The sequence below is a fragment of the Nonomuraea maheshkhaliensis genome (assembly GCF_039529435.1).
GTDB lineage: Bacteria > Actinomycetota > Actinomycetes > Streptosporangiales > Streptosporangiaceae > Nonomuraea > Nonomuraea maheshkhaliensis.
On the sequence record NZ_BAAAMU010000004.1, the window covers coordinates 92,887 to 116,129 of the forward strand.

The 23,243-nt window shown below is 69.7% G+C and carries 17 protein-coding genes; 9 read left to right on the forward strand and 8 right to left on the reverse strand.

Annotated elements, in window-relative coordinates:
- The first annotated feature begins 50 nt into the window (after positions 1-50).
- Positions 51-920, forward strand: coding sequence for a LysR family transcriptional regulator (locus ABFX54_RS04520; protein ID WP_346101611.1), 870 nt, complete (start codon positions 51-53; stop codon positions 918-920).
- Between the two features lie 45 nt (positions 921-965).
- Here ABFX54_RS04520 and ABFX54_RS04525 read toward each other — a convergent pair whose 3' ends face one another.
- Positions 966-1,910 carry a serine hydrolase domain-containing protein gene (locus ABFX54_RS04525; RefSeq protein WP_346101612.1) on the reverse strand — a complete coding sequence of 315 codons (945 nt, stop codon included), beginning with the start codon at positions 1,908-1,910 and terminating at the stop codon, positions 966-968.
- A gap of 386 nt (positions 1,911-2,296) precedes the next feature.
- Between ABFX54_RS04525 and fxsT the strand changes: the two genes are divergently transcribed.
- The gene (fxsT, locus tag ABFX54_RS04530; RefSeq protein WP_428834495.1) at positions 2,297-6,184 is read left to right on the forward strand and encodes an FxSxx-COOH system tetratricopeptide repeat protein; all 3,888 of its coding nucleotides are present in this window, start codon (positions 2,297-2,299) and stop codon (positions 6,182-6,184) included.
- Between the two features lie 6 nt (positions 6,185-6,190).
- On the opposite strand, the gene ABFX54_RS04535 is transcribed toward fxsT, so the two are convergent.
- Positions 6,191-7,090 (reverse strand): alpha/beta fold hydrolase, encoded by a 900-nt coding sequence (locus ABFX54_RS04535; RefSeq protein WP_346101614.1) that lies wholly within the window; start codon positions 7,088-7,090, stop codon positions 6,191-6,193.
- A gap of 346 nt (positions 7,091-7,436) precedes the next feature.
- Positions 7,437-7,982, reverse strand: a complete 546-nt coding sequence (locus tag ABFX54_RS04540; RefSeq protein ID WP_346101615.1) for a flavoprotein — start codon at positions 7,980-7,982, stop codon at positions 7,437-7,439.
- A 129-nt stretch (positions 7,983-8,111) separates the two neighbouring features.
- Here ABFX54_RS04540 and ABFX54_RS04545 point away from each other — a divergent pair, with 129 nt between their 5' ends.
- Positions 8,112-9,104 (forward strand): polyprenyl synthetase family protein, encoded by a 993-nt coding sequence (locus ABFX54_RS04545; protein WP_346101616.1) that lies wholly within the window; start codon positions 8,112-8,114, stop codon positions 9,102-9,104.
- A 141-nt stretch (positions 9,105-9,245) separates the two neighbouring features.
- Here the strand turns inward: ABFX54_RS04545 and ABFX54_RS04550 are convergent, their stop codons facing one another.
- Both ABFX54_RS04550 and ABFX54_RS04555 read right to left on the reverse strand, forming a co-directional pair.
- Positions 9,246-10,688: an MFS transporter gene (locus ABFX54_RS04550; protein WP_346101617.1), complete on the reverse strand. Its 1,443-nt coding sequence runs from the start codon at positions 10,686-10,688 to the stop codon at positions 9,246-9,248.
- 42 nt (positions 10,689-10,730) lie between these two features.
- On the reverse strand, positions 10,731-11,459 hold the full coding sequence (locus tag ABFX54_RS04555) for a class I SAM-dependent methyltransferase (protein WP_346101618.1): 729 nt from the start codon (positions 11,457-11,459) through the stop codon (positions 10,731-10,733).
- A 127-nt stretch (positions 11,460-11,586) separates the two neighbouring features.
- Here ABFX54_RS04555 and ABFX54_RS04560 point away from each other — a divergent pair, with 127 nt between their 5' ends.
- The 3 genes from ABFX54_RS04560 to ABFX54_RS04570 all read left to right on the forward strand — a co-directional run bounded on the left by ABFX54_RS04560 (position 11,587) and on the right by ABFX54_RS04570 (position 14,590).
- Entirely contained in the window at positions 11,587-12,966 is a 1,380-nt protein-coding gene (locus ABFX54_RS04560; protein WP_346101619.1) for an LCP family glycopolymer transferase, read from the forward strand.
- Positions 12,967-13,130: 164 nt separating this feature from the next.
- Entirely contained in the window at positions 13,131-14,060 is a 930-nt protein-coding gene (locus ABFX54_RS04565; protein ID WP_346101620.1) for an ATP-binding protein, read from the forward strand.
- A 143-nt stretch (positions 14,061-14,203) separates the two neighbouring features.
- A complete protein-coding gene (locus ABFX54_RS04570) occupies positions 14,204-14,590 on the forward strand; it encodes an SCO5389 family protein (protein WP_326632854.1) in 387 nt (128 codons plus the stop codon).
- Between the two features lie 120 nt (positions 14,591-14,710).
- Here ABFX54_RS04570 and ABFX54_RS04575 read toward each other — a convergent pair whose 3' ends face one another.
- From ABFX54_RS04575 to ABFX54_RS04585, 3 genes are all read right to left on the reverse strand, one after another.
- A complete protein-coding gene (locus ABFX54_RS04575; RefSeq protein ID WP_346101621.1) occupies positions 14,711-15,688 on the reverse strand; it encodes an LLM class flavin-dependent oxidoreductase in 978 nt (325 codons plus the stop codon).
- Positions 15,689-15,715: 27 nt separating this feature from the next.
- Positions 15,716-16,387 carry a ribonuclease HII gene (locus tag ABFX54_RS04580; RefSeq protein WP_346101622.1) on the reverse strand — a complete coding sequence of 224 codons (672 nt, stop codon included), beginning with the start codon at positions 16,385-16,387 and terminating at the stop codon, positions 15,716-15,718.
- A gap of 77 nt (positions 16,388-16,464) precedes the next feature.
- Positions 16,465-17,499 (reverse strand): LysR family transcriptional regulator, encoded by a 1,035-nt coding sequence (locus ABFX54_RS04585; RefSeq protein WP_346101623.1) that lies wholly within the window; start codon positions 17,497-17,499, stop codon positions 16,465-16,467.
- Positions 17,500-17,578: 79 nt separating this feature from the next.
- On the opposite strand from ABFX54_RS04585, the gene ABFX54_RS04590 reads away from it, so the two are divergent.
- From ABFX54_RS04590 to ABFX54_RS04600, 3 genes are all read left to right on the forward strand, one after another.
- Complete coding sequence (locus ABFX54_RS04590) at positions 17,579-18,865, forward strand: pyridoxal phosphate-dependent aminotransferase (RefSeq protein ID WP_346101624.1); 1,287 nt, start codon at positions 17,579-17,581, stop codon at positions 18,863-18,865.
- A gap of 141 nt (positions 18,866-19,006) precedes the next feature.
- A complete protein-coding gene (locus tag ABFX54_RS04595; RefSeq protein ID WP_346101625.1) occupies positions 19,007-19,651 on the forward strand; it encodes a GNAT family N-acetyltransferase in 645 nt (214 codons plus the stop codon).
- 252 nt (positions 19,652-19,903) lie between these two features.
- A complete protein-coding gene (locus ABFX54_RS04600; RefSeq protein WP_346101626.1) occupies positions 19,904-22,999 on the forward strand; it encodes an AfsR/SARP family transcriptional regulator in 3,096 nt (1,031 codons plus the stop codon).
- Positions 23,000-23,243 lie beyond the last annotated feature (244 nt).

Below are 23,243 nucleotides of genomic sequence, written 5' to 3' on the forward strand. Positions count from 1 at the left end.
GACCCGTTAGGTCCAGCACGGATTTCTTCGTTCGAGATTAAGCTCATCTTATGCTCGACCCGCGCAAGCTCCACCTGCTCCGCGAACTCGCCCGGCGCGGCACGATCGCGGCCGTGGCCGAGGCGGTCACGTTCACGCCCTCGGCCGTCTCCCAGCAGCTCAGCGCGCTGGAGCGGGAGGCGGGCGTGCGCCTGCTCGAACGCACGGGCCGCACGGTGACGCTGACGCCCGCCGGGCACCTGCTCGTGGAGCACGCGCAGGCCGTGCTCGAACAGCTCGAACGCGCCTCGGCCGCCCTCGCCGCCGTCCGTGGCGGTCCCTCGGGCCCGCTCCGGATCGGCGCGTTCCCCACGGCCGCCCGCGTCCTCCTCCCGCCCGCCCTCGCCGGCCTGGCCGGCGCGCACCCCGGCCTGGAACCCATGGTGTCGGAGATCGACCCGGCCGACGTCTCGGCGGCGCTGCGGGCGGGCGAGCTGGATCTGGCCCTCGTCCACGAGTACGACTTCGTCCCGCCCGTCACCGACGCGTCCACCGAGACCGAGCCCCTGTTCACCGAGCCGATGTACCTCACCGACCGCCCCTCCGTGGCCGCCGCCCGCGCCGACGCCTGGATCATGAACAAGCCCGGCACGCTCTGCCACACCATGGCGATCAGAGCCTGCCAGGCGGCCGGCTTCGAACCGCTCGTCCGTCACCACATCGACGACTTCGACACCGTCCTCGCCTTCGCCGCCGCAGGTCAGGGGGTCGCGCTCGTCCCCCGTCTGGCGGCCGCCGACCCACCGCGCGGTGTACGGCTCACCCGGCTACCGCTGAGCCGGCGCACGCTGGCAGCGTTCAGAAGGGGCAACGGCGAGCACCCGGCGATCAGAGCCGCCATCACCGCCTTCCACACCGCTCTCCCCCACCTCCCCCTCTGACGCCACCAGGACGCCTGGGGGACCGCGGCCGACTCTGAGCGGTGATCACCGATCGAGGACGGCATCGAGCACCGCACCCGCACTGGCCTGAGCCTGGTCATACTCCCCGGCCGTCACCGCCACCACCAGCCCCTCCTCCGGAACCACGAGCAACCGCTGCCCGCCGTTCCCGATGCCCTCGGCCCAGCGGCGCTCGCCGGTGCTCAGGTACCACTGGTAGCCGTACTCGAACCCGTCCGCGATCACCACCCGGGGCCGCAACATCTCCTGGATCCAGCCGCCGGGCACGACGTCCCGCCCGCCGTCGAGCACGAGCTGCCCGATGGCGGCCAGGTCCACGGGCCGCAGCCGCAGCCCGGCGGCGGCCGCCGCCACGCCGTCGCTCCCCTTGGCCCAGGCGTACCGGGTGATGCCGAGCGGCTTGAACAGCCGTTCCGCCGCGTACTCCTCGACCGGCCGCCCGGTCCCCCGCGTGATGATCGCGCCGATCAGCGCCGACGCCCCGCCGCAGTAGTTCCACCGCTCACCCGCCGCCTCGACGAGCGGCCGCCCCAGCACGTAGCGGTACCGGTCGGGCGCCAGCTCCATCGCGATCTCCCCGTTGGCCGGATCGGTGTAGGGCAGGGACTCGTCCCACTCCAGCCCGAGGGTCATGGTCAGCGCATGCTCGACCGTGAGCCGCGCCCGCCTAGGATCAGCCCCCAAATCCCGATATTCCGGAAACTGCCGCATCAACGACTCCCCCGGCCCCGGCACCAGCCCCTCACCCAACGCGATCCCGTACACCAGCGCCACCACACTCTTGGACACGGACCGCAGATCGTGCAGCGTGTCCCGCTCGAACACGACCTCCCCCAGATCCTCACCGAGATGATGATCGCGCCCGGCACCGTACCGCTCGACCTCGACCCGCCCGCCGCGCATCACCACCAGCCCATGCAACTGCGGCGCCCGACCCGCCCGCACCACCTCGTCAACCCGCTCAGCCACTCCCACGACGCACTCTCCTTCGTTCGCCATCGACCCACCCAGATCTACAACCACACACGGTGTCCGCCGCAACCCGTTTCCCTGAGACCAGCGACTCTACGGAACCGCTAATTCGGATGGCTTCACTGCCGTATCCGGAGATCCATTATTCGCCTCTCTCATCTCGCTGCAGACCGACACGTGCAGGTCGCCGATCCGCGGGTACTGTGCAAATGTCGTCGAATTCGGGGGACGATTGTTCAGCATCACGGATGTGACAGGGGCGGACGAGAGGGCGGACGCCTCCATTGGAACGTTCGAAAACGAAGATGTGTCACCCCTGTCAGTCGATGAGAGCGATTCGGTACGACGGATTCACACATTGACCACTGCCCCCAAGGACGACCATGGACGACAACAAAGGTCGCATCATCACCTTTTACTCATACAAAGGCGGTACCGGCCGGACCATGGCGCTGGCCAACGTGGCCTGGATCATGGCGAGCAGGGGCATGCGGGTGCTGGCGATCGACTGGGACCTCGAAACTCCTGGGCTGCACAAGTTCTTCCGCCCGTTCCTCGGCCCGACGAACAGCCACGGGATCTCGGGCATGATTCGCGACTACGCGCATGCCGCCGTCACGTCCGGCGAGCGGCGGACAAACGACTGGCTGCAGGAATACGCGCGCATCGAACCGCATGTCTCCGCTGTCCAGTGGACCTTTCCGGACGGCGGTTCGCTGGACTTCCTGCCCGCGGGCAGCTTCAATCGCGATTTCGCGGCGTCCCCGGTCCCCGACTGGGACAATTTCTATCAGTTGCGCGGTGGCAAGTTCCTCGACGCGCTGCGCGAAGACGCGAAGCGCCAATACGGCTACACGCTGATCGACAGCCGGACCGGGCTGTGCGACATCGGCGACATCTGCACGGCCCAGATGTGCGACGTCCTGGTGGACTGCTTCACGCTGAGCGAGCAGAGCATCGAGGGAGCCGCCAACAAGGCGGCGGACGTCGTCGACCGGTACAAACGGACGGTCCTTCCCGTGCCGATGCGCATCGAGGAGGCCGAGCAGGAGGGGCTGGAGCTCGGCCGGAGAGAGGCACGCAAGCACTTCGACCGGTTCCTCGGCAGGAACGCCGAGCAGAAGGCCGCGTATTGGGGCGCGGTCGAGGTGCCCTACCGCTCGTTCTATGCCTACGAAGAGGTCCTCGCCGTCTTCGGAGACCCGCCCCACCGCCCGGGGTCGCTGCTGAGCGCGTACGAGAGACTCACCGCCGAGATCACGCACGGCGAGGTCACGGCGCTGGCTCCGATGGCGGACGAGCTCCGGCAACGGAGTCTGGCCCAGTTCCTTCGGCACCGGCCGGCGCCTCCCACGCGCATCGCGCTCGGCTACGTGCCGGAGGACCGGATGTGGGCCGAGTGGATGGACTCGGTGCTCAGCCGTGCCGGTTGTGAGGTCACGCGTCACAACGTGCTGGCCGCCACGGACCTGGCGGCCGTCGCCGACCAGGTCAAGGACGCCGACAGAGTCCTGACGGTCATGTCGCCGGCGTTCGCGGCGGCCCCGGAGGCACGCCGGTTCGTCCAGACCGCCGCCAACGGCGATCCCTCCGGCAACCGCCGCATCGTGGGCACGATCAGGATCGCCGACGTATCGCCTCCCCCGACCTGGGCCAAGTCGATCGTCGACCTGGCCCGCATGAACGAGACGGAGGCGGCAGGCGCGCTGCTGGACTCGGTGGACCGCGCCGCCGAGCACGCCGGGCTCGCCTTGAGCGAGGAGCCCGCTCGCACCCCGTTCCCCGGCAGGACGCCGGAGATCTGGTACGTCCCACCGCGCAACCCCGGCTTCACCGGCAGAGGCGACATCCTCGAAGCGCTCCGCGATCAGATGCTGCGCGGCGGGACCACCGCCGTTCTGCCCCAGGCTCTGCACGGTCTGGGCGGCGTGGGCAAGAGCGAGGTGGCCCTTGAATACGTGCACAGGTTCATGGCCGATTACGATCTTGTGCTCTGGCTGCCGGCCGCGCAACCGCAGGAGATCAACCCGAAACTCGCCAGACTCGCCCCCCGTCTCGGCGTCTACGAGGGCGACAACGTCTTCGAGGCCGCTGAGGCCGTCCTGGAATCCCTGCGTACCGGCGCCAAATACGCCCGATATCTGCTCGTCTTCGACAACGCGCACGCCCCGGAGGACATCGCGCAGTTCCTCCCGGGCGGATCGGGCCACGTTCTCGTCACCACGCGCCATCAGGCCTGGGCCGAGCACGCCCAGCCGTTGGAGGTGGATGTCTACTCACGCGAGGAGAGCGTTCTCCACCTCACTCATCGGGTGCCGGGTCTGGAGGTTCCGGAGGCGAGGACGCTGGCCGACCACCTGGGGGATCTGCCGCTGGCGATCGAGCATGCGGCGGCGATGCTGCAGACCAGCGTGATCCCCATCGGCGCCTACATCGAACGGCTGCAGACACAACCGGTGCAGGCCCTGACCATGGGTCTTCCCGAAGACTTCCCCGTCACCGTGGCATCGACGTGGAACGTCTCCTTCGAAGAGGTGACGCGGCGCTCACCCGCTGCCGCGCATTTACTCAAACTTCTCTCCTTCTTCGCGCCCGAGAGCATCTCCACGGCTCTCCTCCACAGCACCCACATGGCCCAGATCCTGTTGCCGTACGACGAAACCCTGCGCGACAGCCTGCTCATGGCCCGAGTCGTCCAGGAGCTCAGCCGGCTCGCCCTCATCAAGCCCGATGCCCGTAACCGGTCCATCGGAGTGCACCGGCTCGTCCAGGCGGTGGTACGCAACCAGATGGACGAGAAGGAACGCGACGGGATCCGGCATCAGGTGCACGACCTTCTGGTCGCCTACAAGCCGCAGCGCGGCGACGTCGACGACCCGGAAAACTGGCCCCAGTACGCGCAGATCTGGCCGCACCTCACTCCTTCCCAAGCTGTCGAGTGCAGATCCGACGACACCCGCGTCCTCTGCATCGACCGCATCCGCTACCTCTGGCGGCGCGGCGAGTACGGGTCGGCGCTGAAGCGCGGCGAAGCGCTGGCCCAGCGGTGGATGAAGGAGTTCGGTCCCGACGATCGCCTCACCATGTTGCTGCGCTTCAACGTGGCCAACATCCACCGCTCACGCGGAAGGCATCGGACGGCGCTGGAGATCGACCAGGACAACCATCAGCGGCAGACAAGGGTGCTGGGGCCTGATCATCCCCATACCTTGATGACCGCGGGCAGCAACATCGCCGATCTGTGCACGCTCGGCCGTTATCACGAGGCGCGAGAGCTGGCGACCCGCACGTACGAGAGTTTCAAGCGGATCTTCGGGGAGAATCACGGGCGCAGTCTTTCCGCGGCCAACAACCTCGCCATGACGCTGCGGCTGGTGGGTGACGTTCACGGGGCGCAGCAGCTCGACAAGGACACGTTGCGACGCAGGACGGAAGTGCTGGGGGCGGAACACCCGTACACCCTGTTCTCCACCGTCTCCCTGGCCATCGACCTGCGCGGAATGGGGCAGCTCGAAGAATCGGTCAGGATGCTGCGCGATCTGTACGCCCGCTATCTCGATGCCGGCGACGCGGACAAGCACGAGGCGCTGCTCCCGGCACGCAACCTGGCGGTGTCACTCCGGGAGTGGGGTGAGATCGAGGAAGCCCTGGAGCTGAACGAAACGACATTGAGCCGCCACACACGCCTCTACGGCTCGGAGTCGCCGGTGACACTGGCCTGTGCTCTGCATCACGCCGCCGACGTGGCCGCCAACGGCCAGCCGCACACCGCCGCCACTCTCGGCAGGGAACTGATCGGGACATTCGAGAAGGTCTTCGGTCCCGGCCATCCCAACACGGCGGCGGCCATCAACAATGTCGCCACCTACCAGCGCTACAGCGGTGGCGCGGCGTCGGCCGCCGCCACGCTGAGCACGACCGCACAGCAATTGAGCGACACCCTCGGCAGCGGACATCCGATGGTGCTCGCCTGCCGGGTCAACCTGGCCAACTGCTACACCGACCTCGGTGAACGCGACACCTTGCAGCAGTACAAGGAGCTGCTGCAACGCCTCCGCGCCGTGCGCGGAGACGACCACCTGCACACCCTCATCTGCGCCGCGAACCTCGCCATCGTCGAGAATCGGCAGCACCATGGCGAGGAGGCCGCGGAAAGGAAGCAAGCCGCGCTGCAGTCCTTCGGCACCGTGCTCTGTGCCGGACATCCGGCCCGGACGCGACTGATCGACGATCAGCTGATCGATCTGGATCTGGAGGCGGCCGTGATCTGAAGGGACTCACCACCGTCTGCCGGTGGCGGCCCAGACCATCAGCTTCGGCATCTCGGTGATCGCGGTGAAGTGGGCCGCATCCGGCATGAAGACGAGTTCGGCGCCCGGAATGCGGCTGGCCAGCCATTCGGAGTGGCTCGGCGGTGAGAACACGTCCGCCGTGCCGTGCCAGATCATGGTCGGCACCTTGATGGCCGACAGATCGAACTCCCACGGCGTGCAGAACGCATGACGATCGTCGATCCAGCCCTGGGCGGACTTGTCCAGGGCCTTGCGGTAATTGTCGAGCAGCATCCCGCGGATACCGGAATCGGCGATGACCTCCCGGTCCTGGTCGCGCAGGTCTTCCTCAAGGTCTACGAGCATTTGGCCCGGGCTGCGCCTGATGGCGTCCGCCGCCCGTTCCGTACGCAGTCGCACGATGGGGCTGGCGCCGTTATGGGTAGGCCGGCTGAAGGAATACTCCCTCCGGTTGTACTCCGTCATACCGTGGTACCAGTCGAAACCGTCGACACCGTCGTCCTCGATCGGCGCCAGGCTGACCTGTACGGCGACGCGCGTGACCCGGTCCGGCAGCAGGGCCGCGCAGGCCAGGGCGTGAGGGCCGCCTCCCGACCTGCCCAGCACTCCGAAATGTTCAATGTCGAGCTTGTCGGCGATGACCCGCACGTCGTGGGCCGCATCGGCCACCGTGCGCCCCGGCTGCGGGTCGGAGTCACCGTAACCTGGGCGATCGTAGACGATGACCCGCAGACCAAGCCGGTAGAGGACGGACGCACGCGGGCAAGGGGAGAACCTGCTGCCGGGAGTGCCGTGCAGCAGAAAAACAGGCTGCCCATCCGGCTCGCCCCAGTCCTCGAACGCCAGTTGGCGTTGCTTTTCACTTGCCACGTCCACAGTGAGCATCAGGTGTCGCCTCCCGGCAACCGCCGTGGTTCCATCATTGCGCCTTTTCCTGTGATAGCGAAGGTCACCTCGGCCCCGATGCAAGCTTGGCAAAGATATCGGTTAACCCTCGGTGATGTTGGTAGTGTCCGTTAATTCGCCTGCGAGATATTTGCGGCCGGCTATCAGCTACCTACAGCAACCTTCAGTCCCGATATGTGCGACACCGCGATAGTGAACGAACCTGGGGCGCGACATTACCCATGCCATTCGTCCTGCGCTGTCACCCGGGTGACTGCCCCGCGAATCAGGCCGCCGGTCGAATCAGGCTAGGCCGGATTCGGCGCCGTCCGCTCCGGGATTCTCCTCAGTTCGGCTGAGTGGTCGTCCCTTGTTCCCGCTGCCGAGAAGGGGCGAGACCGAGTTCCTGCACGGCTTCGTCCCAGGGGTAGGGGTCGGTGTGGCCGGGGTTCGGGACGATGCGTACGCCGTCCGCCCTCAAATCCTCCAGGCTGCGTCGGTACGGTGTGCGTGCGGCGAGGGCGCTGTTGACGAACGGCAGGACGACGACCGGGATGCCCAGGCCCGGGGCCTCCGCCAGGACGCCGAGGGCGTAGGTGTCGGTGATGCCCTGGGCGAACTTGTTGATCGTGTTGTACGTGGCCGGTGCCACGATCATGGCGTCGGCCCGGGGCGGTTTGGGTTCGTGGGGCTTGCGGTAGCGGCTGCGTACGGGGCGGCCGGTCTGCTCTTCCAGGGCGGCCACGTCGATGAAGTCCAGGGCGGACGGTGTGGCCACGATCTGCACGATCCAGCCCGCGTCCTGCGCCAGGGTGACCAGCCTGCCGACGTCGCGGGCCGCGCCGGCCGCGCAGACGACGAGGTAGAGGACCTCGCCCGATGATTCGCTCACGCGGTGCACTCACTCTCCAGGGAGGCGACAGGGTTCACTCCCTTCCAGGATCCTCCGCGGGGCGCCTGCTGAGAGGGTCCTCAGTGTGTCTCAGGTGCTCCACAGCGGCCGGGGCGCAGGCTGGGCGGCATGGAGCAACTGCTGCGCAGCCCGGGCGTCGTCGCGGGGCTGGTCAAGGTCGAGGCCAGGATCCGGCGGCTGAGCGGGTCGTCCGTGCTGCCGGACATCAACGCGGGCGCGGAGCGGGTCGTGTCCGCGGGCGGCAAGCGGCTGCGGCCGGCACTGACGCTGGCCGCCTCGATCGCGCTCGGCAAGGCGCCCGATCGCCGGGTGATCACGGCGGCGGCGTGCGTGGAACTCATCCACACGGGCTCGCTCGTGCACGACGACCTCATGGACCGGGCCGACCGGCGGCGCGGGCAGCGGACGCTCAACGCCGAGCTGGGGGACGGCAAGGCTCTGGTCATCGGGGACTTCATGCTGGCCAGGGCCGCGCTGGCGGCGATCGTGAACGTGTCGCGGCCGGTGGCCGAGGTGCTGGCGGCCACGGTGGTGGAGCTGGCGGAGGGCCAGTATCTGGAGACGGCCGATCTGTTCGACACCGGCCGTACGCGAGAAAGCGCGGTGCGGTCGATCACCGGCAAGACTGCGGCCCTGTTCCGGGCGGGCTGCCTGGCGGCGGCGTTGTGCGCGCACGCCCCGGCCGAGGACAGGGCGCGGATGGCGGCGTACGGGGAGCGGTTCGGGCTGATCTTCCAGGTGCTCGACGACCTGCTCGACCTGACCGCGTCGGACGAGCAGCTCGGCAAGCCGGCCGGGAACGACCTGCGCCAGGGCGTCTACAGCCTGCCCCTGCTCATGTCCGGGATCGACCTGGCCGGCGACGGCCTGGTGGGGCGGGACATGAGCGAGGAGCAGGTGGCTCGCGCGCTGCGGGTGCTGCGGGCGAGCCCGATGGCGGGCAACACGATCCGGTACTGCCGGGGCCTGGCCGCCGAGGCGCTGGCCGCCCTGCCGGTGCTCCAGGATGAGGAGATGGGGGTGGTGTTGCGTCGCCTGCCTTCCGCCTACATCGACGATGTCGAACGCCAGGTGCTTCTCACTTCCGTCTCCGGTCGCTAGCGAGGGTGAGTCCCTCTGCGGTTCGGGGGAGAGTTCTGGAGTCGTGGTGCCGGGCACAACGTTCTGGAGGTGGGGGTGCCGGGCACAACGTTCTGGAGGTGGGGGTGCCGGGCTTCCGTCGAAGGTGCCGGCGACAAGCGGTCACGTGGCCGGTTCGGGCTCCGCCTTCGAGAGCGGGGCCGCGATCTCCTCCAGCCCCTTCCGTTCGGCCTTCACCCCCAGGAACAGCTCCACCAGCCCACCGGTGATCATCACCACCGCCCCGATGCAGAACGCCAGCGCCGTGTCCCCCGGCACCCCGCTCTCGACCAGCGAGGCGAAGACGAGCGGGCCGGCGATGCCGCCCGCGGCCGTGCCGATCGCGAAGAAGAACGCGATGGCCATGGCCCTGGTCTCCATGGGGAAGATCTCGCTGACGGTCAGGTACGCCGAGCTCGCCCCCGCCGAGGCCATGAAGAGCACCGCGCACCAGCACGCCGTCAGCGTGACCGCCGTGAGCACCCCCTGGTTGAACAGCCAGGCCGTGCCCAGCAGGAGCACCCCGGAGCCGAGGTACGTGGCCGAGATCATCGGCACCCGGCCGACGGTGTCGAAGAGGTGGCCGAGCAGCAGCGGGCCGAGGAAGTTGCCGACGGCGATGACGGCGAAGTAGTAGCCCGTGTGCGTGTCGATGCCGTAGAAGGTGGACAGGATCTGCGCGTACCCGAAGGTGATGGCGTTGTAGAGGAACGCCTGCCCGATGAAGAGCGACAGCCCCAGCACCGTCCGCTTCGGATAGAGCGCCACCATCGTGTGCGCGATCCGGACGAACCCGATCGACTTGCGCGTGTGAATGGTCATCGACTGCTGCGGCTCCGGCAGCTTGTCCTCGCCGATGTCCTGCTCGATGTCGCCGACGACCTTCTCGGCCTCCTCGCCCCTGCCGTGGATGAACAGCCAGCGCGGGCTCTCCGGTACGTTGCGCCGTACGAGAAGAATGGCCAGGCCGAGCACCACGCCGAGGCCGAAGGCGACCCGCCAGCCGATGTTGACCGGCAGGTCGTTCAGCAGCGGCACGGTCAGCAGCGCGCCTCCGGCGGCGCCGAGCCAGTAGCTGCCGTTGATGATGATGTCGATGCGCCCGCGGTGCCGGCTCGGGATGAGCTCGTCGATGGCGGAGTTGATGGCCGCGTACTCGCCGCCGATGCCGAAGCCGGTCAGGAACCTGAACAGGAAGAACCACCACGCGCTGAAGGAGAACGCGGTCATCAGCGTGGCCAGCAGGTAGACGACCAGCGTGATGATGAACAGCTTCTTGCGGCCGAACTTGTCGGTCAGCCAGCCGAAGAACAGCGCTCCTGAGCAGGCGCCCGCCACGTAGAGCGCGGCGGCGGCGCCCGCGACCTGGGCCTGGGTGATCTCCAGGCCGCTGCCCGGTTTGGCGAGCTGCGCGGAGAGGTTGCCGACGATGGTGACTTCGAGCCCGTCGAGGATCCAAACGGTGCCGAGTCCTATGACGATCATCCAGTGCCAGCGTGACCACGGCAGCCGGTCCAGCCGTGCGGGCACTTTCGTGGTGATGGTGCCGGTTTCCACGTCGCTCATAGGATCTTCTCGATACCCGGGAAGCGGCGCGCAAACGTCGTGTCAAGCGGCCGGTTTCCTGGCCTCCACGATGCCGGTGGCGAACCACGGGCCGCCGTACCAGAACCGCCAGCCCGCGTTCCGCCTGCGTACGTCGATGACGCCCAGCTCGCGCAGGGTGTCCTCGTAGGCGGGCGTGTGCTGGAAGTCAGCGATGAGCAGCAGCCCGCCGGGCCGCAGCACGCGCAGCGCCTCACGGACGGCCTGGGCCCGTCCTTCGGCGTCGGGGACGTTGTGCACGGACTGGCTGGCGACCACCACGTCGTAGGAGTCGTCGCCGAAGGGCAGGTCGCGCAGGTCGGCGGTGACCAGTTCCACCCGGTCGGAGACGCCTTCCAGCTCGGCGTTGCGCCTGGTGACCGGCGCGCGGTTGCCCGACTGGTCCTTGGTGCGCCACCGGTCGACGCCGGTCGCGCCGCCCCGCTCCAGCCGTCCGGCCGCGAGCAGCAGCACCGCTCCCCTGCCGCAGCCCAGGTCGAGCAGCCGTTCGTCGCCGCGCAGCCGCCGCAGCTCCCTGTCCCAGACGACGAACTTGCCGCGCCTGGTCGTGTAGAGATAGCTGACCGCGCTGGCGAGCGTGTAGAGCCCGCCGAAGAGGAAGGCGACGCCAGCGGGGAGGACGTCGAGGGCGAACGAGATCCCGGCCAGGCCCAGCAGCACGACCGCTCCCAGGAGCAGCCCTGCCGGCGCCCAGGGTGCGTCGAACCCATAGCTACCGTGACGCTTGCTCATGCTCACGTTATATCTCAATGTGTACTTGACGGTGATTTGACCGAACCCTTGCCCTTAGCAACGCCTGACACGCACCGCGCATTACTAACGTGCTGGGGATGGGCGCACATTGGGGGTTTGACCAGGCATGACGGGAGAGGACCGGCGATTCGGACCGGGCGCGAGCATCGCACTGACGCTGGCCTCGACCCTGCTGTGGGGCGTGGCACATCTGGCCGCCGAGCGTCGTAAGACCGGCCTGGCCCTGATGGCGGCGTACGTGCTGATGCTGGCCGGCGTGCTGACCGTGTTCACCGCGTTCAGCGCGAACCTGCTGTCGCTGGCCGTGCAGCCCCGCTGGCTCACCTGGCTCACCGTCGCGCTGGTGGCCGTCGCGCTCGCCTGGACCGGGGTGATCATCTGGTCGTTCCTGCTGGTACGCCCCGCCCGCTCCGACACCGTCGGCCGCTTCCTGACCACCACGCTCACGGTCGCCCTGTGCGCGCTCGTGCTGGCTCCGACCGCGTACGCCACCCGGCTGGCCTACCTGTCGCGCGACGTCGTGAACACCCTGTTCCCGCGCGGCACCACCGCCACCACCCCCGTCATGGCCCAGGACCCGTGGAACGGTGCGGAACGGGTGAACTTCCTGCTGCTCGGCGGCGACTCCGCGCCCAGCAGGCCCGGGGTGCGGACCGACAGCATGACCGTGGCCAGCGTGGACGTGGCCACCGGCGCGACCGTCCTGTTCGGCCTGCCGCGCAACCTGCAGCAGGTCCAGTTGCCCGCGGGTCCCGCCAGGGACCGCTTCCCCTACGGCTTCACCGGCGCGGGCCCCGACACCCCTGGCCTGCTCAACGAGGTCTTCCAGTACGCCGAGGACCATCCCGAAGTGGTGCCGGGCGTGCAGAAGGGGCAGCGCGGCCCTGCTCTCATCAAGAAAACCATCGCCGACATCCTCGGTATCCCCGTGGACTACTACGCGATGGTGGACATGAAGGGCTTCGCCGAGATGGTCGACGCCATGGGCGGCGTCCAGGTCACGATCAAGGACCCCATCGTGTACGGCCGTTACCGCGAGGGCCTGCTGCCCGCCGGCACCCGCAAGCTGTCCGGCCAGGAGGCCCTCTGGTACGGCCGCTCCCGCACCGACAGCGACGACTACGTCCGCATGGGACGCCAGAAGTGCCTGCTCAACGCGGTCGCCAAGCAGGCCGACCCGATGACCGTGCTGAACAGCTTCGAACGCCTCGCCGCGGCCACCAAGCGGGCCATCTCCACCGATCTGCCTCAGGACCTCCTTCCCGCGGTGGTCGACCTGGCGCAGAAGGTCAAGGGCGCCAAGATCCGCAGCCTGAACTTCGTGCCGCCGCTGGTCAACACCGCCGACCCGGACTGGTACGCGATCCGGCGCGAGGTGGACGACGCCCTGGAGGAGCGCTCAGCCTCGACCAAGACCTCGGGCCCGCACTCGCCGTCCCCGACGCCGACCGACGCCCCGGTCAACCTCGACGCCACCTGCGCCTGAGCCCAGGGTCCCACCGAGGCCCAGTCCTGTCCGCGTCCCCCGCGCGTTCCGAGAATGAATCTCATTTCGGCATGCCCGCCGTTTCCCGTGTCTCCGCGCGACGCCTGTGGCATGATGGTGATCGTCCCCAACGGAAATGATTTTCATCCTCACCTGGAGTAACAGTGAGAGTGGCGTTCGTCGGAAAGGGCGGCAGCGGCAAGACGACGATGTCGGCCTTGTTCGCGAGACACGTGGCGAGCCAGGGCGGCCCGGTGGTGGCCATGGACGCCGACATCAACCAGCACCTGGCCCTCGTGCTCGGCCTCGACGAGCAGCCCGAGCCGCTCGGGGCCCACCTCACCGAGATCAAGGACCGGCTGCGCGGCGACAACCCGCGCATCCCGTCCGCCGAGGTCATGCTCAAGACCACCCCGCCCGGCCGCGGCTCCCGGCTGCTCCGCTTCGACGACCTGGCCGCCGACCCCTACGGCCTGACCACCCCCGACGGCCTGCGCCTGCTGGCCACGGGCCCGTTCAGCGAGGACGACCTCGGCGTGGCCTGCTACCACTCGAAGGTCGGCGCGGTGGAGCTGCTGCTCAACCACCTGATCGACGGCCCGGGCGAATACGTCGTGGTCGACATGACCGCGGGCGCCGACTCCTTCGCCTCCGGCCTGTTCACCCGCTTCGACCTGACATTCCTCGTCGCCGAGCCGACCAGGCAGGGCGTGAGCGTCTACCGGCAGTACCGCGAGTACGCCGCCAAGTACGACGTCGCCCTCGCCGTCGTGGGCAACAAGGTGCACGGCCCGTCCGACGTCGACTTCCTGCGCGAGCACGTGGGTGACGACCTGCTCACCTGGATGGAGCACTCCGCCGCGGTCCGCGCCATGGAGCAGGGCCGCCACTTCACCCTCGACGACCTGGAGCCGGCCAACGCCGACGCCCTCGCCGTGCTCCGCAAGACCCTCGACGAGCAGGAGAAGGACTGGGCCCGTTTCGGCCGCCAGACCGTGGAGTTCCACCTGCGCAACGCGAAGGCGTGGGGCAACGAGCGGACGGGCGCCGACCTCGCCGAACAGATCGACCCCGGCTTCGTCTACGGCCCGTGAACGTACGGCCCCGCTCCGGCGAACGCGGGCCAAGGCTTCGCTGAACGCGGGGCCGAGATCACGCGACTGTTCCCGTCGGGAATCTGGAGCCCTTCCCTTTTCCGACCTAGCGTCAGATTCAATCCCCTTCGAGAGGAGACAGCATGTCGCTGACCGTTCCGAACGATCTGCTCGACCAGGCCAAAGCCGGTGAGGTCGACGACGCGGCCTTCCTCGCCTGCGTCCGCGACTCACTGCCCTACGCGTGGTCGCTGATCAGCGAGCTGGTCAAGCAGCGTGAGCACAGCGGGGCCGAGTTCGCCGACAACGAGGTGCCGCCGCCGTCAGAGGAGGCGCGCGGCCAGCTCCTTCGCTGCCTGGCGAGCGACTCGATGCGTGGCGCGCTGGAGCGTCACTACGGCGTGCGCCTGGCCTTCCAGAACTGCCACCGGGTCGCCGTCTTCGACCCGACGGCCACGAAGGCCCTGGCCGACTTCGTCACCCCGCGCGCTCAGATCCTCAACCAGAAACCGGAGCTCGTCGACTGCTGAGCCCCTGCCCGGCGGGCCGGTCCAGGGCCGGCCCGCCGGATCAGCCGGATCAGCCGCATCAGCCGTCCTCACCGGCCTCGCCAAAGCAGTCGAATCAGCCGGATCAGCGCAGCAGCCGGATCAGCGCAGCAGCGGCAGCACCTCGGCGCCCAACCTGGCGATGTTCTCCAGCGTCCGCCGATGCTCGCCCAGCCCCTCCACAAGCAGGATGAAGTGCTCGATCCCGGTGCTCTCCGCCGTGCGCAGCAGCGTCTCGGCGCAGTGCTCGGCGGACCCCACCGGATGGATCCCGGTCAGCAGGTCCACGTAGGCACCGGCGTCCCGAGCCGTGCGCGGCCGATCGTCCACGGGCACATACCCCGCCAGACCGGGCCCCAGCCAGGACGGCATCCGCTCCTTGAGCTCACGCACCGCCTCGGCCGTGGAGTCACCTACCAAGGCCACCCCGGCCGCGACATGTCCCCCGGGCGGCCCCCCGTGCTCGCGGTACCGCCGTACCAGCGCCGCCTTGTCCGCGTCCCCGATGTGCATGCCCAGCAGCATCGGCAGCCCGCGCGAGGCCGCCAGGTCGACGGTGCCGGGTGAGGTGCAGGCGACGACCGGCCGCAGCCGCGCCCCCGGCACCATCGGCACCTCGCGAAAGCGGAAGAACTCCCCGTCGGCCGCCACCGGCGCGCCCGACAGCGCCGACACCAGCAGGTCGAGCGACTCGGCGAACCCCCGCTCGTACCGATCGAGCCCGGTCCCGAACACCTCCAGATCCACCCACGGCCCGCCCCTGCCCACCCCCAGCGTGAACCGCCCGCCCGACAGGTGGTGCAGCACGGCGGCCTGCTCGGCCAGCGCCACGGGATGCTGGGTGGACAGCACGCTGACGGCCGTGCCGAGCCCGATGCGCGTGGTCCTGCCGATCGCGACCGCGGCAAGGGTGAGCGGGGAGGGGCAGACGCCGTACGACATGAAGTGATGTTCGGCGATCCACGCGTCGTCGAACCCCGCCTCCTCGGCCGCGACGATCCACTCCACGGCGTCGGCAAGCGTCGGCCCGGCCTGCCGGCCGGGGAACAGGCCCGCGACCACGAAAATGCCGATGCGCATCCACCGAATGATGACCGATCAGCGCGGCTACGCGAAGAGGCTGGCCTGCCCCTCGCCCGCCAGCGGGTCACGATGGTGCTTCAAGTGCCGCCATCGGGGCAGCTCGTCTAGGTATGACCAGGAGAGCCGATGGTGCGGGGTGGGCCCGAGACGGGCGAGCGCTTCCTGATGCACAGGTGAGGGGTAGCCCGCGTTCTCCGCGAACCCGTACTCGTCGCAGCCGATCGTCCCCATGTACGCATCGCGCCGCACCTTGGCCAGCACCGAGGCCGCGGCGACGGAGATGCTCGCGCCGTCACCCTTGACCTCGAGCCGCACCGGCCAGGGCGCGCCGATGTAGTCGTGCTTGCCGTCGAGGATCACCGCGTCGGGACGGACCGGCAGCGACTCCAGCGCCCGGCGCGCGGCCCTGCGCAGGGCCTCCGTCATGCCGAGCGTGTCGATCTCCTCGTGCGTGGCCTCGCCGAAACCGACTCCCGCCGCCCAGACCGCCAGTTCGGCGGCCAGCGGACCGCGTTTGGCCACGGAGACCTGCTTGGAGTCGGTCAGGCCGGCCGGCGGCTCGGACAGGTCGGTGACGACCGCGCAGACCGTGACCGGCCCCGCCCACGCGCCCCGGCCCACTTCGTCCACGCCCGCGACCGTACGGACGCTGGGCTGGGAGAGCAGCAACTGCTCGATCTCGTACGTCGGCGCCATGACCGCAGACGCTATCGCCTCACAGGACCATGACCGCACAGACCGAAGAAGAAGCAGCAGCAGACCCATACCAACCGTCACTCACCGAACGACCTCCCGACGACAGAGCCCGCCGACCGCACCGCGCCGCCCTCCCACCCGCTGCCGGAGTCGGAGTCGGCGGGACGGTCCTCCCGCGACCGCTCGGCCAGCCGTACCGGCTCCAGGTCGGCCGCGATGTAACGGGCGGCGACGTGGATGGCGCGCAGCGTCACGTGCACCGACGGCCGGTGCACGCTGGACCCGCGCGCGACCGCGTGCACGTCACGCGCCACCGGATCGCCGGGGAACTGCCGCACGGCCAGCCCGCGCACACCGGCGGCCAGGGCCAGCGCGGGGACGGCGGCGATGCCGATGCCCTTGGCGACCAGCGACAGGATCGTTCCCAGCCCTTCGAACTCCCACGGCGTCGGCCGGGTGCCGCCCACATCCACGAGCAGCCGGTCCACCGCCAGCCGCGAGGGCTCGCCGTCGGGGGTGGCCATCCACGGCTCGTCGCGCAGCTCCCGCAGGTCGAGGGGCACGTCGGGGTCGGCCAGGCGGTGCTTGCGCGGGACGACCAGCACCATGGGGTCGCGCAGCAGGGGGAAGGCGCGCAGGCTCTCGCTGTCGCGGACGCGGCCGTACCAGTCGTCGACGAGCGCGATGTCCACCTCGCCCGACTGCACCTCACGCATGCCCCGCCCCGACCTGCTCTGTCCCAGCCGCAGCGTGAGCTCGGTGTGGCGGCGCAGCGAGCGCGCCAGCGCGGGCGCGAACGCCACCGCCGCCGTCGGGAAGGCGCTCACCACGACCCGCCCGGACGGTGTGCCGGCGTGCGCGGAGAGGTCGGACTCGGCCTCCTCCACCATCGACAGGATGCGCTCGGCGTGCAGGACGAGCCTTCGGCCCGCATCGGTCAGCTCGGCGCTGCGCGCCGTCCTGTCGATGAGCGCCGTGCCGGTCTCGCGTTCGAGCGCCACCAGCTGTTGAGAGACGGCCGACGGACTGTAGCCGAGCGCTTCTGCCGTCGCCGCGATACTTCCCTTCCTTGCGAACTCGCAGATCAGGACCAATCGCCGCAATTCGAGCATCAGACTTCCTTATGCCTACCCACAAAAAGCTCCGCTTGTGCTGATGCCTTCATCCAACCACTCTGGGAACGTGACAAACATGACCGTAACTCTGTCCGCCACCCTGGCGGCGAATGAGGACATCGAGCGAAGACGACGCGCCGGGGAGCGCGTGCTGCACCTGGCCTTCGGTGAGGCCGGTCTGCCCGTCCACCCGGCGCTGCGCGACAGGCTGGCCGCCGCCTCCGAACGCAACGGCTACGGGCCGGTCGCGGGGGCGCCCGGCCTGCGGGCCGCGGCGGCGGGCTACTGGACACGACGGGGGCTCACCACCGACCCCGACCTGGTCGTCTGCGGTCCCGGCAGCAAGTCACTGCTGTACGGCCTGCTGCTGGCGATCGGCGGAGACATCGTCCTGCCCATGCCCAGCTGGGTCAGCTACGCCGCGCAGGCCGACCTGGTCGGCTCACGTCCCCTCCTGGTGCCCGCACCGCCAGGAGAGGGCGGAGTGCCCGATCCCGACCTGGTGGCCGCCGAGGTGCGCCTGGCCAGGTCGCAGGGCAGGACCGTCAGCTCCGTGCTGGTGACCCTGCCCGACAACCCGACGGGACGCCTGGCCACGCCCGAGACCATCGCCCGCCTGGTCCGGGTCGCCCGCGAGTTCGACCTGACCATCATCTCCGACGAGATCTACCGCGACCTGCTGCACGACCCCGACCTGCCCTACACCTCACCGGCCGATCTGGCGCCCGAGCGCACGATCATCACCACGGGGCTGAGCAAAAGCCTGGCTCTCGGCGGCTGGCGGATCGGCGTGGCCCGGCTGCCCGAGAACGGTCACGAGCTGCGCAGGCAGCTGCTCGCGGTGGCCAGCGAGATCTGGTCGGCGCCGGCGGCTCCCGTACAGGAGGCCGCTGCCTACGCCTTCGGCGACCCCGAAGAGCTGACCGAGCGCATCGCCCGCAGCCGCCGGTTGCACGGCGTGGTCGCCCGCGCGGTCCACGACAGGTTCACCGAGATCGGCGCCTGCGTGCCCGTGCCGCAGGGCGGCTTCTACCTCTATCCCGACCTCAGCCACCTGCGGCTCGGCGGCTCCGCCGAGATCACCAAGCTGCTGCTCGAAGAGCACGGCATCGGCGTCCTGCCGGGACACGCCTTCGGCGACACGCCGACGGCCGCCCGGGTCAGGGTCGCGGTGAGCCTGCTCTACGGCGACTCCGCCGAGGAGCGCAGTGCCGCCCTGAACAGCCCCGATCCGCTCCAGTTGCCGTGGATCGCCGCCAATCTGGACTTCCTGTCGGCCGGGCTGAGCAGGCTGTCGCCGGTACGCCACGGCGTGGTGGGCGAACGGCCCGCCGCCCTCGTGCCGACGGCATGTCACGGTTAGGCGAATCTTTCCCCAAGAGCGGGTTTACCCTCCCCCAAAAGGGGGCTCTGACCTGCGGAAACACCACGTCCGCAAATCGGCGGGGAAGATGGCTGTGACTGCCTGGTGACGCGCACGCTCCGTAGCCCTCATCATGTGCTCATGCCCGCTCTTGTCACCCTGTCCGGGCGCCTCGTGCGCCTGGAACCTCTCAGCCTGGCGGCGGTCGAGGACCTCGTCGCCGCTGCGAGTGAAGACCGCTCCACCTACGCCTTCACTCGCGTCCCGCATGGCCGGGACGAGGTCGTCTCCTACGTGGAGGCGGCCATGGCTGAGCAGGCGGAGGGCCGCTCATTGCCCTTCGCCATCCGGTGGCTGAACACCGACCGCGTGGTCGGTGCCACCCGTCTCATGCACCTGGAGTACTGGCAGGGCCCCATGCCCTGGCCGCCGGGTACACGAGGTGCGGTGGGCGACACCCCGTCCGTGGCGGACATCGGTTACACCTGGCTGGGCGCCTGCGCCCAGGGCACCGGGGTCAACCGGGAGAGCAAATACCTCCTGCTCTCGCACGCCTTCGAGACGTGGCACGTCCACCGCATCACCCTGAAAGCAGATGTACGCAACACCAGATCCCGGGCCGCCATCGAGGCTCTCGGCGCACACTTCGACGGGGTGCGACGAGCGGATAGCCGAGGCGCCGACAACACGGTCCGAGATACCGCGTTCTACTCGATCCTGAACTCCGAATGGCCGCTCGTCCGCGAGCGCCTGGCCATGAGGCTCGGTCTGGTCGAGGCAGCCTGAGAACCCGTCCGCAATAACCCCGCCCGATTCGATCGGGCGGGGTCGTATTTTTTCCGGCCTGCATTCCCTCTACATGACACACGCCCCCGCGATGCGTGTCACGCCTCACAGACCACCATCGGGGGCGCCGCTCAACACCCAATCAAAGGCGGATCAACGCTTCGGTGACCGATCAACCTGGATCTAGGTGACGAGAAGGTATGGATCTATCATTTGGTAACAAATCGTTCCATTGGCTTGGAGACATACGGCATGGCTGGTCAACGCGCTGAAGACGGACTGCGCTTCGCCGTGCTCGGTCCTGTCCGCGCGTGGCGAGACGGCCGGGAACTCGACCTGGGCACGCCCTTGCAGCGTTCCATCCTCGGCATGCTGCTGCTCCGGCAGGGCCACGCGGTCACGCCCAACGAGATGATCGACGCGGTATGGGGCGAGGAGGCGCCGCCGCGCGCCCTGGGGGCGCTGCGCACGTACGTCTCCAGGCTGCGTACGGTGCTGGAGCCCGACCGCCCCGCCCGCTCGCGCCCCGAGCTGCTCACCTCCATCGGCCGCGGCTACGCGCTGCGCCTGCCGGACGACGCGCTCGACCTGGCCAGGTTCGAACGCGGGATCGGCCAGGCCGAGGCCGCGCGCAAGTTCGGCCGGCCGGCCGAGGCCGCCAGGGAGCTGCGTTCGGCGCTGGCGCTGTTCGAGGGCGAGCCGCTGGCCGGCACCGTCGGCCCCTACTCCGAGCACCAGCGCGACCGGCTCATCGAGCGGCGCATCAGCGTCACGGAGACGCTCATGGACGTGGACCTGGAGCTGGGCAACCACGCGGAGGTCGTCTCCGAGCTCATCGCCCTGACCGCCGACCACCCGCTGCGCGAGCGGCTGCGCGCCCAGCTCATGCTCGCCCTCTACCGCTGCGGCCGGCAGGGCGACGCGCTGAACGTCTTCACCGAGACCCGCGAGGCCCTGATCGACGAGCTGGGCATCGAGCCAGGCCCCGAGCTGAGCGCCCTGCACCAACGCATCCTGGCCGCCGACCCCGCTCTGGCGCTGGAGACCTCTGACATCCCGCAAGCGGACGAGCCCGCGCCCGAGCAGGAGGAGCAGCCGCCCGCTCCCGAGCTGCCCAGGCCCGCGCAACTCCCCGCCGCCGCCGGCGACTTCACCGGCCGCAAGGAGATCGTGGTACGGCTGCGCACGCTCCTGTCGGCCCACTCCCCGGCCCCGCTGTCCACCGCCAGGTCGGCGCCGGAAGGCGTGCCGGTGGCGGCCATCTCCGGCATCGGCGGCGTCGGCAAGACCGCGCTCGCCGTCCATGTCGCCCACCTGCTCGACGACGCCTTCCCCGACGGCCAGCTCTACGCCGACCTGCGCGGCTACAGCGACGAGGCCACCGCGCCCGCGTCGGCGCTCGGCGGCTTCCTGCGCGCGCTCGGCATCCCGCCCGACGTCATCCCCGACGGTGAGGCCGAACGTTCGGCGCTCTACCGCTCGCTGCTGGCAGAGCGGCGCATCCTCGTGCTGCTCGACAACGCCCGCGACGCCGAGCAGGTCAGCCCGCTGCTGCCGGGCGCTCCCGGCTGCGCCGCCATCGTCACCAGCCGCGGCAAGCTGGCCGACCTGCCCTCCGCCAAGCTCATCGACCTCGACGTGATGGAGCCGGACGAGGCGTTGCAGCTGTTCGCCGCGGTGGCCGGCGCCGAGCGGGTCTCGGCCGAGCACGGCGCGGCCATGGACGCGGTGGCCGCGTGCGGGTTCCTGCCGCTGGCGGTGCGCATCCTGGCCGCCCGGCTGGCCGCCCGCCCGTCCTGGACGGTCGCCTCGCTGGTGTCGCGCCTGGCCGACGAGCAGCGCCGCCTCGACGAGCTGCGCGTCGGCAACCTGGCCGTCGAGGCCACGTTCGCGCTCGGGTACGGGCAGCTCACCCCTGCCCAGGCCCGCGCCTTCCGGCTGCTGTCGCTGCCCAACGGCCCCGACGTCTCCACGGGCGCGGCGGCGGCCGTGCTGGCGACGAGCGTCCTGGAGGCCGAGGAGGTGCTCGAATCGCTGGTGGACGCCAGCCTGCTGGAGGCCCCCGCGCCCGGCCGCTACCGTTTCCACGATCTGCTCAAGCTCTTCGCCAGGCGGACGCTGGACAAGGCCGAGCGGCCCCAGACCCGTACGACGGCGCTGCGCCGGCTGCTCGACTTCTACCTGGCCTCGGCGCGGTCAGCGCACACGCTGGCCTACGAGGGCAGCATGATCCCGGCCAACCTCGCCGTGGCCGGCACCGGGCTCGACTTCACCTCGGTCGACGAGGCCGTGGCCTGGCTGATCGCCGAGGGCGACTCGTTGTTCGCGGCCATCTATCAGGCCGCCGCGTCGGCCCGCGCGCCCGGGCAGCTGCTGCCCGCCGGCGACCTGCTGGTGGCGATGGAGCCGCTGCTGGAGTCGGGCACCCACACCCGCGAGTTCGACCAGAGCACCCGTGCCGTGCTGGCCGCCGCGCGAAACATCGGCGACGAGGGCGGCGAGCTGCGCGCCCGCTACGTGCTGGGCCGGGTGCTGTTCGCCGGCAACCGGCTCAAGCAGGCCGAGGAGCAGTTCAGGGTGGTGGACGAGCTGTCGCGCGCCCGCGGGGAGAAGGTCGTCACCGGCGAGGTGCTCAACGCCCTGGCCGTCGTGGTCGGCAGGCAGCGGCGGCACACCGAGGCGCTGGCCCTGTTCGACGCGGCGTCGCGCTTCTACCGCGAGAACGGCGTGCCGGCCGGCGAGGCGCTGGTGCTCAGCTACTCGGCCCGCGACCACCTGGGCCTGGGCCGGCCCGAGGACGCCATCGCCGCGGCGGAGAAGGGCCTGGCCATCTTCACCGAGATCGGCAGCGGCGCCGGCACCGCCAGGGCCCGCTATCACCTCGGCATCGTGCTCAGCCGCGTCGGCCGGATCACCGAGGCCGTCCACCACCACGCCGAGTGCCTGGCCTTCTTCCGGGCCAGCAAACAGCGGGTGTGGGAGCAGCGGGTCTGCTCCCGGCTGGCCGAGACGTTCATCGCCGCAGAACGGTACGCCGAGGCGGTGCGCCATGCCGAGGAGGCCCTGGTGGTCGCCCGCGACATCGGCCATCCCTACGGCGAGGCGCTCTCGCTCACCGTGCTCGGCAAGGCGCTGCACGGCCTCGGCAGCAGGACGAGGAGCATCGACTGCCTACGGAGGGCGTTCGAGATCTTCGCCAGGCTCGGCGCGCCCGAGGCCGGCGATCTCAAGGCCCTGCTCGACGGCGCCTCCGCCGGTGAGTCCGTCAGCGGTCCCGTCGGCGGGTCCATGGGCGCCCCCGTCGGTGGGCCCGTGAATAAGCCCGCCGATTCCGTCGTCGAGTCCTGAGTACAGCTCGTCGTCCAGACGTGTCATCCACACATGGTTGATCAAGGCTGTCCTTAGGGAGTCACGAACACCTCGTGATCGGTTGTGTTCAGCCCGGCCGGCCATCTCATAGGCCACCACGCGTCGCTAGGGGGCCCGGTTGTCCGGATGCTCCGCGTAGTGACCAGCCGCCTCACTTAAGACGGCCGGCCGGACCCGACACGGCCCTCGAACCCCCCAGGTCCGTGTCCTGGCTCAGAGCCTC

Excerpts from the sequence above, each read along its gene's own strand:
- ABFX54_RS04560 (WP_346101619.1), top strand. The coding sequence starts at position 11,587 with ATGACGGGAGAGGACCGGCGATTCGGACCGGGCGCGAGCATCGCACTG.
- ABFX54_RS04555 (WP_346101618.1), bottom strand. The coding sequence starts at position 11,459 with ATGAGCAAGCGTCACGGTAGCTATGGGTTCGACGCACCCTGGGCGCCG.
- fxsT (WP_428834495.1), top strand. The coding sequence starts at position 2,297 with ATGGACGACAACAAAGGTCGCATCATCACCTTTTACTCATACAAAGGC.
- ABFX54_RS04575 (WP_346101621.1), bottom strand. The coding sequence starts at position 15,688 with ATGCGCATCGGCATTTTCGTGGTCGCGGGCCTGTTCCCCGGCCGGCAG.
- ABFX54_RS04535 (WP_346101614.1), bottom strand. The coding sequence starts at position 7,090 with ATGCTCACTGTGGACGTGGCAAGTGAAAAGCAACGCCAACTGGCGTTC.
- ABFX54_RS04550 (WP_346101617.1), bottom strand. The coding sequence starts at position 10,688 with ATGAGCGACGTGGAAACCGGCACCATCACCACGAAAGTGCCCGCACGG.
- ABFX54_RS04585 (WP_346101623.1), bottom strand. The coding sequence starts at position 17,499 with ATGCTCGAATTGCGGCGATTGGTCCTGATCTGCGAGTTCGCAAGGAAG.
- ABFX54_RS04520 (WP_346101611.1), top strand. The coding sequence starts at position 51 with ATGCTCGACCCGCGCAAGCTCCACCTGCTCCGCGAACTCGCCCGGCGC.
- ABFX54_RS04580 (WP_346101622.1), bottom strand. The coding sequence starts at position 16,387 with ATGGCGCCGACGTACGAGATCGAGCAGTTGCTGCTCTCCCAGCCCAGC.
- ABFX54_RS04595 (WP_346101625.1), top strand. The coding sequence starts at position 19,007 with ATGCCCGCTCTTGTCACCCTGTCCGGGCGCCTCGTGCGCCTGGAACCT.
- ABFX54_RS04570 (WP_326632854.1), top strand. The coding sequence starts at position 14,204 with ATGTCGCTGACCGTTCCGAACGATCTGCTCGACCAGGCCAAAGCCGGT.
- ABFX54_RS04590 (WP_346101624.1), top strand. The coding sequence starts at position 17,579 with ATGACCGTAACTCTGTCCGCCACCCTGGCGGCGAATGAGGACATCGAG.
- ABFX54_RS04545 (WP_346101616.1), top strand. The coding sequence starts at position 8,112 with ATGGAGCAACTGCTGCGCAGCCCGGGCGTCGTCGCGGGGCTGGTCAAG.
- ABFX54_RS04600 (WP_346101626.1), top strand. The coding sequence starts at position 19,904 with ATGGCTGGTCAACGCGCTGAAGACGGACTGCGCTTCGCCGTGCTCGGT.